The sequence below is a fragment of the Colwellia maritima genome (assembly GCF_022669015.1).
GTDB classification, from domain to species: Bacteria; Pseudomonadota; Gammaproteobacteria; order Enterobacterales; family Alteromonadaceae; genus Colwellia; species Colwellia maritima.
This window is the reverse complement of the sequence record NZ_JAKKSL010000001.1, coordinates 1,880,748-1,895,250: the sequence shown is the minus strand read 5'-3', so window position 1 is coordinate 1,895,250 and position 14,503 is coordinate 1,880,748. Positions and strand designations below refer to the sequence as shown.

The 14,503-nt window shown below is 36.9% G+C and carries 7 protein-coding genes and 3 pseudogenes; 9 read left to right on the top strand and 1 reads right to left on the bottom strand.

Annotation, left to right across the window (positions count from 1 at the left end; translation table 11 throughout):
* Positions 1 to 56 precede the first annotated feature (56 nt).
* Positions 57 to 1,512 (bottom strand): annotated as a pseudogene (gene xylB, locus L3081_RS29000) (xylulokinase).
* Positions 1,513 to 2,018: 506 nt separating this feature from the next.
* On the opposite strand from xylB, the gene L3081_RS09220 reads away from it, so the two are divergent.
* The 9 genes and pseudogenes from L3081_RS09220 (at position 2,019) to L3081_RS09180 (ending at position 14,108) form a co-directional block, all read left to right on the top strand.
* Entirely contained in the window at positions 2,019 to 2,960 is a 942-nt protein-coding gene (locus L3081_RS09220; protein WP_242285090.1) for a Gfo/Idh/MocA family protein, read from the top strand.
* Between the two features lie 141 nt (positions 2,961 to 3,101).
* On the top strand, positions 3,102 to 5,747 hold the full coding sequence (locus L3081_RS09215; protein WP_242285088.1) for a glycoside hydrolase family 3 C-terminal domain-containing protein: 2,646 nt from the start codon (positions 3,102 to 3,104) through the stop codon (positions 5,745 to 5,747).
* A 19-nt stretch (positions 5,748 to 5,766) separates the two neighbouring features.
* On the top strand, positions 5,767 to 7,215 hold the full coding sequence (locus L3081_RS09210; protein ID WP_242285086.1) for a sugar porter family MFS transporter: 1,449 nt from the start codon (positions 5,767 to 5,769) through the stop codon (positions 7,213 to 7,215).
* A 3-nt stretch (positions 7,216 to 7,218) separates the two neighbouring features.
* Entirely contained in the window at positions 7,219 to 7,983 is a 765-nt protein-coding gene (locus L3081_RS09205; RefSeq protein WP_242285085.1) for a ThuA domain-containing protein, read from the top strand.
* A 393-nt stretch (positions 7,984 to 8,376) separates the two neighbouring features.
* Positions 8,377 to 9,961: pseudogene (locus L3081_RS09200) on the top strand (tryptophan halogenase family protein).
* Positions 9,962 to 10,042: 81 nt separating this feature from the next.
* On the top strand, positions 10,043 to 10,771 hold the full coding sequence (locus L3081_RS09195) for a SapC family protein (protein ID WP_242285081.1): 729 nt from the start codon (positions 10,043 to 10,045) through the stop codon (positions 10,769 to 10,771).
* 63 nt (positions 10,772 to 10,834) lie between these two features.
* Positions 10,835 to 11,851, top strand: a complete 1,017-nt coding sequence (locus tag L3081_RS09190) for a cupin-like domain-containing protein (RefSeq protein ID WP_242285079.1) — start codon at positions 10,835 to 10,837, stop codon at positions 11,849 to 11,851.
* A gap of 58 nt (positions 11,852 to 11,909) precedes the next feature.
* Positions 11,910 to 13,401, top strand: a pseudogene (locus tag L3081_RS09185) (tryptophan halogenase family protein).
* Between the two features lie 5 nt (positions 13,402 to 13,406).
* Positions 13,407 to 14,108, top strand: a complete 702-nt coding sequence (locus L3081_RS09180; protein WP_242285077.1) for a DUF6445 family protein — start codon at positions 13,407 to 13,409, stop codon at positions 14,106 to 14,108.
* The last annotated feature ends 395 nt before the right edge of the window (positions 14,109 to 14,503 follow it).

Genomic DNA, 14,503 nt, shown 5'->3' with positions numbered 1-14,503 from the left:
AATTAATACGGTCTAAGTGTGCTAGTTAAATAATTGTTTTTACAATATGAATACGGTTAAAAGTGTGCTTTTAAACTTTGATAAAGTTGTTGATATTTTTTGTGTTGAGCTGTGTAATAGTTTTGCATTGTACTGTCGGGTTCTATAACAAAATCTACTTCACTCGCGATACAAACCTCACTTGGAGCTAAGTTAGTAACACCAATTTTAGCAAGACGTGCGGCACCGAAAGCAGGCCCAACTTCAGCACCTTTTCGGTAGGTCAATGGAGTATTAAGTACACTTGCAAGAATTTTTCCCCAAAGGGCACTACGAGCACCACCACCGATAACAGAAACTTGATCAATTTTAGTACCTGCAGCAATCAAGGCTTGTTGCCCGTCAGCGAAAGCGAAAGCAACGCCTTCTAATACAGCTCGACCTAATTCAGCGGCACCCGTATTGTGGTCAAGACCAAAAAATACACCTTGTGCATTTGGATTGTTATGTGGCGTACGTTCACCTGATAGATAAGGTAGAAAAACCAAGTTTGATGGTGAAGTGAAATCGAGTTTAGCAACTTCGTCGAGTAAACTTTTTTCATCACTAAAACCCGTTAATTTTGTAACCCAGGTTAAACAACTGGCAGCACTCAATACCACTGACATTTGGTGCCAGGTATTAGGAATACAATGACAAAACGTATGCACCGCACTATCAGGGTTAGGGTTGTAAGTTTCATTTGCTACAAAGTAAACACCCGAGGTACCCAGTGATAGAAACGCTTCATTAGGATTAATAACACCTATACCTGCAGCGCCTGCTGCGTTATCACCGCCACCGGAATAACAGGTACTTCATTCATACCCCATTGCTTAGCTATATCCGCACTTAAGTGACCGGTGATCTCAGAGCCTTCGAATAATGCCGGCATTTGCTCAAGCGTTAAGCCCGTAGCGTTTAGCATCTTCGTTGACCATTGTCTTTTTTCAACATCAAGCCATAAGGTACCAAAGACTGTCTGACATATCAGAGGCAAAATCCCCCGTCATCAAAAAACGTAAGTAATCCTTAGGTAATAATACTTTAGCTACTTTATTAAAGTTTTCAGGCTCATGCTCTTTTAACCAAACAAGTTTAGGTGCGGTAAATCCTGGCATTGCAATATTACCCGTAATAGCTCGGCTATTAGGTTCAACTTGCTCAATTTCTTTACATTGCGCTTCACAGCGACCATCATTCCACAAAATTGCAGGTCTTATCACTTGGTTTTCATCATCTAATAATGTTGCACCATGCATTTGACCAGACAAACCAATCGCCTTTACTTGTTTTAAGTTTGCAGCATATTTACTTTGCAACTCTGCTATAGCTAGTTGTGTTGCTTGCCACCAGTCACTAGGGTTTTGCTCTGACCACAATGGCGCGACGGCTAACATCTAGTGCTGAAGAAGCTTGTGCAATTAAACAATCACTATCATCAAGAATGATAACTTTTACACCTGATGTACCTAAATCAATTCCTAAATACATAATTATTCTTTTGTTGTGTTATTTGTTAGCGCTAACATTATCATTGTGAATTTATCTTGGCAATGCTTTTTTGTCTAATAAATTACGCTTTCATCCAATAAAATTGGTTTTTATTACCCTTTTACGATGATTGATTTCTATAAAAAATTTTCATAAATAATTTTATTAAGTGATAAAAACATTGGCTACCCGACTGTTTTCAAAGTAATCTCAGACTATTAAATATATAATTTACATACGCTTTTTAAAAATAACCATACTAATTGGGATAACGGTATTTTTAATTTCCAATTATTAGTTGTTAAATGTAAGTAGGTTGTATTAGTATAGTTACATATTGTTAGCGCTATCAACAATTAAAATATAAGTTTACGGACGTAAGTTGCGTAAAAGTAAATGATTCATGCTTTTGTTATGTTTTTATTTTTGAAAGGTTGTTGTTTTTTATTCTAAATAGATAAGTTTTTTGAGTAGGTAATTAAAATGGGTGATAAGAAGATATTACGTTGGGGCATTGTAAGCACAGGAATAATAGCCCAAAGCAGTTCTGCCAAGATATGGCTTTTGTCTCTAATGGTAAATTGGCCGGTGTGGCGGCAAGAAAACTAGAAGATGCAGAAAGTTTTGCCCAAAAATACGACATTGAGAAAACGTATCAAGGATATCAAGCCCTGTTTGATGATCCCGATATTGATATTGTATATATTGCCACCCCACATAATTTTCATTACCAAAATGCTTATGATGCATTGAAAGCCGGAAAATCTGTTTTATGTGAAAAACCAATCACTATAAGTAGCGAGGAAAGCCAAAAACTATCGTTATTTGCTAAAGAGCAAGGCTTATTCCTAATGGAGGCCATGTGGACATATTTTTTACCTGCTATTCAGCAAGCCAAAAAATGGGTGAAAGAAGGACAAATTGGCAAGGTAAAACACATTAAAGCTGATTTTGGTTACCCTATGCCTTATGACAGCCAATCTAGAGCGTATAACCGAGATCTTGCCGGTGGCTGTTTATTAGATATGGGTATTTATCCTCTTGCCATTGCTAATTATTTTACCGATGAACCAATGACTAACCTACACGTTAAGTCACATTTCGCCCCGAATGGTGTTGATAATGATGTCATTATGTTAGCCGACGGTGAAACAAGATTAACATTAGCAACGTCATTTCAATGTAAATTACCTAATTTGGCCTATATTATCGGCGAAGATGGCTACATCGTTATCCCTGACTTTTGGCGAGCAAGTGAATGTTCCCTATATAAACTTGATGATGAAATAGATAGCTTTAGTGATCAAAGAGACAGTATTGGTCTCAATTATGAAGCAAATGCGGTAGGTATTGCGATACAACAACAGTTAATTGAGCACCCTTTAATGACTCATGAAATGAGCTTGCGCTTACAGAAACAGATGGAACAGGTTAAAAGTCACTTTTAATCTTAGTCACTTTTAATTTAAGTTAATTTCAACCTAAGTTAATTTAAATCTAAGTTAGGTAAAGACTATATCGCTGAGTTTTATGTTTAACCCATGAATTTTTAAACCATTAATATTAAAACAATAATAGAATCGACTCGAATGAACATAAAAAAAACAAAATCAATACTCGTTATTTTTATAACAACACTCTTTACGATAACAACGTTAGTGGGTTGTATGTCTTATGAGGTTACCTCGCACGACGAGAAAAAACAAAAAAAACAATACCCTTTTAAAAATACTAGTTTACCTATTAAAACGAGAGTAGATGATTTAGTCGATCGCTTAACTTTAGATGAAAAAATCGCACAGATGTTTGACAAATCGCCGGCTATCGACAGGTTAGGCATTCCAGAATATAAATGGTGGAATGAAGCATTACATGGCATTGCTCGGGCAGGTAAAGCGACAGTATTTCCTCAAGCAATCGGTTTAGCTGCCTCGTTCAATGAGGCACTTGTACTTGATGTTGCTACGGCAATTTCTGACGAAGGTAGAGCGAAACATCATGCTTTTTTGAAGGAAGAAAATAACGCTATTTATACGGGACTGACGTATTGGTCACCTAACATCAATATCTTCAGAGATCCAAGATGGGGTCGAGGACAGGAAACCTACGGAGAAGATCCTTTTTTAACTAGCCGCATTGCAACTAATTTTGTCAATGGCTTACAAGGAACAGATAAGCATTATCTCAAATCTGTTGCAACAATAAAGCATTTCGCCGTACATAGTGGCCCTGAGTTTTCTCGTCATAGTGATGATTATCATGTTTCGGCAAAAGACATGATGGAAACCTATATGCCGGCATTTGCACAGACGATTAAAAATACTAAGGTATCATCAGTAATGTGTGCTTATAATCGTGTAAATGGGGAGCCTGCTTGCGGCAGTGATGAATTATTACAAACATTACTACGTGATAAATTTAACTTTGATGGTTATGTTGTGTCTGATTGTGGTGCTATTGCTGATTTTTATGATGAAAAATCACATCATATTGTTGACAGCCCCGCAGAAGCAGCCGCAAAAGCTGTACAAAGTGGTACAGATTTAAATTGTGGTGACAGTCACGGCAATACCTTTGCTGAATTAAAATTAGCAGTAGCGCAAGGGCTAATTAAAGAAGAAAAAATAACCCAGGCAGTTAAACGACTATTCTTAGCACGTTTTAAGTTAGGAATGTTCGATCCAGCTAAACAAGTGCCTTACGCTAATTTAAGTTTAGAAACAGTCGGTTCAAAAGAACACTTAGCACTCACGCAAAAAGCGGCTGAACAGTCGTTAGTGCTGTTAAAAAATGATGGCACATTACCCTTAAAGAAAGACACCGTTGTAGCGTTAATAGGGCCAAATGCCGATAACAAAACTGTTTTAATAGGCAATTATTTTGGTAAGCCTATCGAAACAATTACCCCAAGAAATGCCATCACCAAGATGATTGGCAGTGAAAATGTACATTTTGCTACTGGCTCAAGTTTAACCGGTAAAGTTTATAGTCATCACCAACCTATTCCCGCTGAGTTTTTTTATCATAAAGACTACAAAGGAAATATTAAGCCCGGTTTAATGGCTTCTTACTATGATGCTGCTCATTTTAGTATTCAGCCTGCCCTTAAAAGAATCGATGCTAATATTGATCTTCATTTTAACAAATCACCAATTGATGGTAAGAACATTAATGAATTTTCAGCTAAATGGCAGGGAATTTTAAAGCCAAATCACACTGCTCATTACGAATTTTCTACCCAAAATATTAAAGTCACTCTTGATGGTGAAGAGATTACAAATGGCATGAAATTGCAGGCCAATAAAGCGTATGCCTTTGAAGCCCAATCGACCATCAAAAATTATTGGCACAGTAATGTGATAGAACCTGAAATACAACTTTCTTGGTTAGATCAAGATGAAAACCTAGCGCAAAAAGCAATTTCAGCAGCAAATAAGTCAGATGTTATCATTTTTGTAGGGGGGATCACCGCAAACCTTGAAGGTGAAGAAATGCCTTTAGAAATTGACGGTTTTTCCCATGGAGATCGCACTCATATCAACTTACCCACAAGTCAACGTTCACTACTTAGGACGTTATCAAAAACAGGTAAGCCATTAATTTATATAAATTTAAGTGGTAGCGCGATTGCGTTAAATTGGTTGGATGAACACGCTTCTGCTATTATTCAGGGCTTTTACCCTGGAGAATCAACAGGAACTGCATTGAGTCGACTTATTTTTGGCGAGTTTAGTCCTTCGGGTCGACTTCCTGTGACTTTTTATCGTTCAGTTGATGATTTACCAGATTTTAAAAATTACGCCATGGATAACCGTACCTACAAATACTACCAAGGCGAAGTGTTGTACCCATTCGGGTTTGGTTTAAGTTATGCCAAAATTGGCTATAAAGACATGGCTATGTCTATCTCAGACACTAGAGAATTAACGGTATCAGCACAAGTGAGCAATAAATCAAATTTTGATGCTGATGAAGTTGTCCAAGTATATTTGTCAATGCCTGATGCCCCGGTAAAAACGCCCATACGCCAGTTAGCTAACTTCAAGCACATAACCTTAGCTGCAAACAGCACACAACACTTATCAATAAACATAACACCAGAAAAATTAACTTATATTGATAATCTTGGTGTGTCTCAGCCTTATCATGGTCGTCTTCAAGTGTCGGTTGGATCTGGGCAAGGTATTAAATTTAATAGTGACAACGTATTAAAAAATAGCATTAACTTATTATAATTATTATCTGGAGAACAGAATGCAACAAGAAGTATCACAGTCAACTGAACAAGTTGCCCAAGCAAAAGATTCTGCCGAACAGCAAAATATACTACTCATTGTACTAATTAGCTGTGTTGCAACGATTGGCGGATTTTTATTTGGTTTTGACAGTGGCGTTATCAACGGAACAGTTGATGGTTTACAACTTGCCTTTAACTCAAATAGCGTAGGTACAGGCTTCAATGTTGCAAGTATGTTACTTGGTTGCGCAGTAGGTGCTTTTGCTGCAGGTCGCATGGCTGATAAATTAGGCCGTAAAACCATTCTCATTATTACCGCTATATTTTTTATTATTAGTGCCTGGGGCTCAGGTGTTTCGATAACCTCCCTTGAGTTTATTTTCTACCGTGTTATTGGCGGCTTAGCCGTTGGAGCAGCATCAGTTTTAGCGCCGGCTTATATTAGTGAAATAGCCCCCGCACAATATAGAGGAACCTTATCATCAATCCAACAGGTTGCTATTATTACTGGTTTATTTAGTGCTTTTGTCAGTAACTACTATTTGGCTGGTTTGGCAGGTACATCAGTACAAGAATTATGGATGGGATTTGAAGCATGGCGTTGGATGTTTTGGATTGAACTAATACCTGCCGTTTTATTTTTAGTAGCACTATTATTTATACCCGAAAGTCCTCGTTATTTAGTAATGAAAACAAAAAATGAACAGGCTAAAACAGTATTAACGCGTTTAATAGGTTCGAAAGCTGCAACTCAAAAACTCCATGAAATTCAAACGTCATTAGCGGCTGATATGCACGAGCCTAAATTAGCTGATTTACTTGATAGCAAAACCAAACGAATCCGAAAAATAGTTTGGGTAGGAATTGGCTTAGCAACATTCCAACAACTCGTTGGGATTAACGTTGTATTCTATTACGGTGCAGTATTATGGCAAGCTGTTGGTTTTTCGGAATCAGATGCTTTACTGATTAATATCATTAGTGGTGCTGTGAGCATTGCTGCCTGTTTTATAACCATGTTCATGATTGACAAAATAGGTCGAAAACCCTTTTTAGTTTTAGGCTCCGTTGGCATGTCTATCACCTTGGCGATATTGGTTTTTGCATTTTCTCAAGTCGGCGTAGATGAACAAGGTACATTAGTGATAGGGACAATGGGAACTACAGCCCTAGTGGCGGCTAATGCCTATGTGTTTTTCTTTAATTTATCATGGGGTCCTGTTATGTGGGTAATGTTAGGAGAAATGTTTCCTAACCAAATTAGAGGATCAGGCCTTGCGGTAAGCGGTTTTGCACAATGGACAGCAAATTTTGCTATCACCATGATGTTCCCAATTATGTTGGCTAGCGTTGGTTTAGCCGCAGCCTATGGCTTTTATACAGTTTGTGCATTTATTTCCATTGGCTTTGTGATCAAATTTGTTCATGAAACTAAAGGAACCGAATTAGAACACATGGCAGGATAACAAATGACAAATATTAAAAAAACAACACACGTGCTTTCATTTATTTTATTGTGTTTCACAGGCGTATTACACGCAGCACAATTTAACGTGCTACTTTTTACCAAAACCGATGGGCGGCATCATAAGGCCATTAACGAAAGCGTAACGGCATTTGAGCAAATGTCTAAAAAGTATCACTTTGATTATCAATGGCATGAAGATCCAAGCCGATTTAATGATGAAAATTTGCAGCAATTTGATCTTATTGTTTTCTTGTTAACCACAGGCGATGTATTAAATGAAGAACAACAAAAATCAATGGAGCGTTTTATTCAATCAGGTAAAGGCTTTGTTGGTATTCATAGTGCTTCAGATACCGAGTACAATTGGCCATGGTATACGCAGTTAGTCGGACGTAGTTTCATCATTCATCCGGTGATACAAACAGGAAAAATTACCGTACTAAAACCTGATTTTCCCGGTTTAGAATTAATGCCTAAAAAATTCTTCTGGACAGATGAATGGTATGAATTTGGTAAAGAAAAAGCAAAAAACTTAAAATATTTATTGTCTGTTGATGAAAAAACTTATACACCCACAGCTGATTGGGGAACCGTGAAGGGCACTGGTATGGGTGATTTTCATCCTATCGCTTGGTATCATAAATTTGATGGTGGTCGCTCTTTTTATACGGCTTTAGGCCATATAGGCGTAAGTTATCAAGACCCCTTATTTCAAGCTCATTTGTATGGTGGAATGTATTGGGCAGCAACGGGAAAAGGCTTGTAAAAACACATCACTAATTGTCAATTTGACTATTATTGATGTATGTCATAGTATTTACCTAAGCTTATTTTATATTAAGCTTAGGTTAGCAGTAATAAGTGTTCAATCTCCCCCTTGAACTAATCTATTTATAGTATTTGCTTGTTACTGCTAACTGCCCTTTTATTCTCCTTAGCTAAAACTCAAATTGATTCATTTGTCTGTTTTAAGATTATTCAAAATTCCCACAAAGCTAACTAGTAATTAGCCAACTTACTTGTTATAGTCATATCAACATTAAGTTATTTATAGATAACTTGTAGAAAAAAATGATGAGTCTGGATTATAAATAATAGGCTGAAATTATTGCTAATAGGAATAGAGCAATTACATTTATTGAATGGCTAAGTGGTACATATGCAATCTGAAATAAAAAATATTGTCATTGTCGGTGGTGGAACTGTCGGTTGGATAGCCGCGGCTTAATTGCGGCTAAGCACGTTCAAGCCAATACGACCTTATCTTCCCCTATTTCGGTCACGGTTATTGAATCGCCTAATGTACCTACTATTGGTGTTGGTGAAGGTACATGGCCATCAATGCGCGAAACATTAAAAAAAATAGGCATTAATGAAGCTGATTTATTTTCATGTTGCGATGCGAGTTTTAAACAAGCATCAAAATTTGTTCATTGGGAAAACTCACAGGTTGCCTTAAATAACACCACAGTTAACAATCAAAATCACAGTTATTTTCATCCTTTTTCACTCCCAGTGGGTAACAATCAATTCGACTTGGGTGCACAGGTTGGCATGCATTCTCCTGATCAGCCTCTCCCTTTTGCCCAACAAGTTTGTTATCAGTCCATTTTGTGTGAACAAAACTTAGCACCTAAACAAATAACACTAAAAGCGTACGATTATATTGCAAATTATGGTTATCACCTTGATGCAGGTAAGTTTTCACTATTATTAAAAGACCATTGCATAAAGCAACTCAATGTAAAATATATTTCAGCACACATTACTTCCGTAAATAATGATACAAATGGCGATATAGCCTCGGTATCTACTCAAAATAATGGCGATATTCAAGGCGATTTATTTATAGATTGCTCTGGTGCACAATCTTTATTATTAGGTAAACATTTTAACATCCCATTTTGCTCTCAAAAAAACACTTTATTCAATGACACCGCCTTAGCAATTCAAGTACCTTACGAACATGAAAATTCACCTATTGCCTCTTGCACACTGTCTACCGCACAAACATCTGGATGGATTTGGAATATAGGATTGCAATCTCGTTGTGGTGTTGGTTATGTTTACTCAAGCCAACATACAAGCGATAGTTCGGCAGAAGATGAACTTGAACAATACCTAAACTCATTAAATAAAACCAAAAACAACGCGAACACTTCAATCAGAAAATTATCGTTTACCCCTGGTTATTATGAAAAATTTTGGCATAAAAACTGTGTTGCAGTGGGTATGTCTCTTTGGTTTATTGAACCCCTTGAAGCTTCCGCATTAGCGATGATTGAACAAGCAGCCCAAATGATCAGTGAACAATTACCTGTCACTAAGAGCACGATGGCGATAACGGCTAAACGTTTTAATAAGAAGTTCATAACACACTGGCAACAAATTATTGAGTTTTTAAAGCTACACTATGTATTGTCTAAACGTGACGATTCAGAGTACTGGGTAGACAATAGAAACCCGGAACCATTCCCGACTCGTTGCAAGAAATGCTTGAATTATGGCAATATCGAGCACCATCATCATTTGATATTGCGCACAGTAATCCTTTGTTTCCTGCGGCAAGTTATCAATATGTTTTATACGGCATGCACTTCAACACCCGGGCGTGTAGAGAAAATAATGAACAAAATGAAACTATACAGCGGGCATTAGCCGACGTTCAACATAAACGACAACAATTATCTAAGGTGATGGAGTCAAACCGATCACTGATAAAAAAATCAAGCAATATGGGCTAGCAACTATCTAAAACGTACTATTATAAAAAGCTAGTAAACTACGGCAGCAACATAACAAAACAACGATAAGTGAGGCCTTCCATGGCAAACCATGTACTACTCAATAACATTGAACATAAAGAATTAAAAATTAACAGTGAGCGTTCAGCCGCTATGGGAGATAACGTATGGTTCGCCCAAACGTTTCCTATGGAATTTAGAAGTGCACAAGCTCATTATCCTATTTTGTTTCAAAAAGATAATAACACTGGGCAGTTTATGCCTGTCACCTTATTTGCTTTTGAAAATAACGATAATTTGTTTTTAAAAGAAGGTAAATGGGACGCCACGTATATTCCTTTAGCTGTGCAACGTATGCCTTTTTATATTGGACAACAAAACGTAGTTAATGATGGTGTAACCGAGCAACAACGTGTTATTACACTTGATCTTGACTCGCCTAAAGTTAATACCGAACAAGGTATTAACTTATTTTTAGAATATGGCGGAAATAGTGATTATCTTGAACATATGGCAAATGTTTTAGAGTCTTTACATGTTGGTTTACAACAAAACAACGACTTTGTTGAACTATTACTTACATGCGAGCTACTTGAATCAGTCACACTTGATATTGAATTAAATGACGGGAGTAAAAACCAGTTAATTGGTTTTTATACCATTAATGAAGATAAGTTGAATAGTTTACCTCAAGACACCTTAGCGAAATTTCACAATAGTGGGTTTCTTGAAGCAATCTATATGGTGCTTGCGTCACAAGCCAATATACATGATTTAGTTGCCCGAAAAAACCTACAATTAGCGTCTTAAGTGAGTGTAATTAAATAACTTACTTAACAAACACAAGTTAGTTGTCTTTAGGTTCAACGTAATATGTTAACGATTAAAAATACAGTTAAAACACTTTTTGATATAACACCTAATAATATTAGTGAAGCAATATTAACATCTGACGTGCCTTTAATTCTAAAAGGTTTTGGCGACAGTTGGCCTATTGTAAAAGCAGCTAAACAATCAAATAAGCATGCAGTTGACTACCTAAAAAAAATGGAAAATGGCACTCCAGTTAACACCTGTTACTTAGAACCTAAAGAACACGGTCGTATTTTTTATAATGACGACATGAGTGGTTTTAATTTTCATACCACCCCACAAATATTAAGTGACGTGTTAACTGATATATTAAAACAAGCCATAAGCGATACACCTAAAACAATTTATATTGGCTCAACCAGTATTAAACAAATATTACCTAGCCTAGTAGAAGAAACCTTAGCATCTCCCTTATTGTCTAATGCTATCTATAACATATGGTTAGGTAATAAAAGTAAGGTGGCTGCGCATTTCGATTTTTTACAAAATTTAGCCTGTTGCGTGGTAGGAAAAAGACGATTCACCTTGTTTCCACCTGCGCAAATAAAAAACCTTTATTGTGGGCCTCTAGATAAAGCTCCCGGTGGTCAACCCATTAGTATGGTTGACTTTGATAAGCCAGACTTTGAGCAATTCCCCCGATATAAACAAGCAATAGACTCTGCGGTTATTGCTGAACTTGAGGCGGGCGACGCTATTGTATTACCAAGTATGTGGTTTCATCACGTTGAAGGGCTGAGTGATCTCAACGTGTTACTCAATTATTGGTGGAGAACAAGTCCGACTTATATGGGCAACCCAACAGATTCGTTGCATCACGCAATATTAAGCATCAGGGATTTACCTAAATCACAGCGAAAGGCATGGAAACATTTATTTAATCATTATGTGTTTGACCACCATGAGAACGACTTTGCCCATATAAAAGACAGTGCAAAAAGTATTCTCACTAGCCCATTAAATGAAACGCAAGCACGCATATTAAGAGCTAATCTACAAAATAAATTACGACGCTAAGGTCATTAACAACCAAAGACAGAGTATTTAAAACAATTAACACAGTAGGAATTACATCATGAATTCATCAACAATTAAAAATGTTGTTATTGCAGGCGGTGGTACAGCCGGTTGGATGGCAGCAGCAGCATTTGGTAAATTACTAGGTAAAAATTTGAATATTACACTAGTTGAGTCAGATTTAATTCCTACCGTTGGTGTCGGTGAAGCAACGATACCTACCCTGCATATTTTTCATGATCTTTTAAAAATCAACGAAGCCGAGGTAATGAAGGCAACTAATGCAACCTTTAAGTTGGGTATCTCGTTTGAAAACTGGCGTGATGTCAACCAAGATTACATTCATTCATTTGGTTATTTAGGGCAAGGTTCTTTGGCTGCTTTGCTTTCAACACTTTTGGGTTAAAGGCAAACAACAAGGCATGGTAAGCGAGATAGGGGACTATTGTCCTGAACATGTAGCAAGTAGATTAGGCAAGTTCGCGGTAGTGCCAAACCAAGATCGTAATCATGCCTACCACCTTGATGCAGGCTTGTACGCTAAATTTTTAAGAAATCTAGCCGAAGCTCATGGGGTTAAACGTGTTGAAGGTAAAATAACTCAAGTTAACCAACATGACGAAAATAACTTTATCAAGTCTATCGGTTTAGACAATGGTCAAGTTATTGAAGGCGATTTGTTCATTGACTGCACCGGTTTCAAAGGTATGCTAATAGAAGAAACCCTGCATACAGGCTACGAAGATTGGAGTCACTGGTTACCATGTGATAGTGCCATCGCGGTACAAACAGAAATAATAAAAAAACCGGTTCCTTATGTTCGTTCAATTGCACACAAGGTCAAATGGCAATGGCAAATTCCACTACAAAGTAGAATGGGTAATGGTTTTGTTTTTTGCAGCAAGTACATGTCAGATGATGATGCCAAAGCAACCCTACTTGATAATATAGAAGGCAAGTTACTTAATGACCCCAGAGTCATTAAATTTAGAACAGGAACTCGTCGTAAACACTGGAACAAAAACTGTGTTGCTATAGGGCTTTCCGGCGGTTTTATTGAACCTCTTGAATCAACCAGTATCCATTTAATTCAGCAAAGCATCATTCGACTAATGCAAAACTTGCCTTCAAAAAATATGGAGCAATCGAATGTGGATGACTTTAATAATAAAATGCGGTTTGAAATTGATAATATTCGAGATTTTATTGTGCTTCACTATCATGTAACTCAACGTGCCGACAGCCCATTTTGGCGTTACTGTAAAAGTATGGATATTCCAGAAAGCTTACAACAACGCATTAATTTATTTGTCGAAAATGGTAACGCATATAAAACTGAGCGTGAATTGTTTGGCGAAACATCGTGGATACAAGTGATGATAGGACAAGGGTTGATGCCTAAAAACTACCATCAAATAGTTAACATGATGTCTGATAGCGAATTAAAAAACTTTTTAGAAAACATAAAAACAACAATAAACCGTCGCATAAATACTTTTCCTGATCATAACGAGTTCATCAATAATTACTGTAAATCAACGGTAGTTTAACAGCAATGATTAAGGTAAATCGTCAAGCAACACTTAACATTGAGTATATCGGACAAGATAAGACGCCTATTCTTATTATTGACAACTATGCTGACAACCATAATGAATTAGTTGATCAGGTGATAGCACACGCTCAATTTATACCTGATGAGGTAACCAACTACCCAGGCATTAGGTCAGCAATACCAAAAGCGCTAGTTGTGGGATATTTGAAACCACTAATCGAAGTATTATATCGCGTATATAAATTGCCGGATTTGTTACAACCCAATCCCATTGACAATTATTTATCATTAATAACCAAGCAACCAAATGAGCTTTCGGCTATGCAGTCATGGCCACATTTTGACACGCCTAACCCAAATCTAATTGCCATTATTCACTATATGAACAAAGGTACTCACGGCGGTACCGCTTTTTTTAAACATAACAAAAGTGGATTAGATCGTATTAATAATGACAATAAAGAGACTTACTTAAAATTCGCTCAAGCATACTTTCAATCATCCACTTTACGCGAGCTGAATTACTGTAATGAACAACATAACGAATTTACCTGCTATAAAACTGTGGCATATAAACCAAACCGCTTAATTGTATTTCCAGGACAATTACTTCACTCCACACTCGTTAATGCCGCAACAGACATTAATAGTGATCCTATTACAGGCAGATTAACGGCTAACTTATTCCTCTCATTTAAATAAGCATAGATTTAAATAAACATATACCTATGTAACATGATTGAATAACCGTTTTATTATAATATTCATTGAAACAAAAAGTCAGCAGCTTATTTTGCTAATATCACTGAAATATCATCAATATATTACTCTACGACTGCAGCAGGCCCTTCAATATAAACGTAGGCACTAACTTCATTACCAACAACAGTATGAGTGTATGAACCGGTTAATTGCATCCACTCGCCATCAGTTGCGGTTATCGTATTAACACCAACTAATGCTCACCGTCATCATCCGTTAATTTTACCGTTAAACCCACAGTGTCAGAGCTAAGGTTAAGTAATAAAACAGTAAAAATAATATCCTAAGTAGTCTTACATAAAAAAACCGATAGATTATTAGCCTATCGGTTTCTA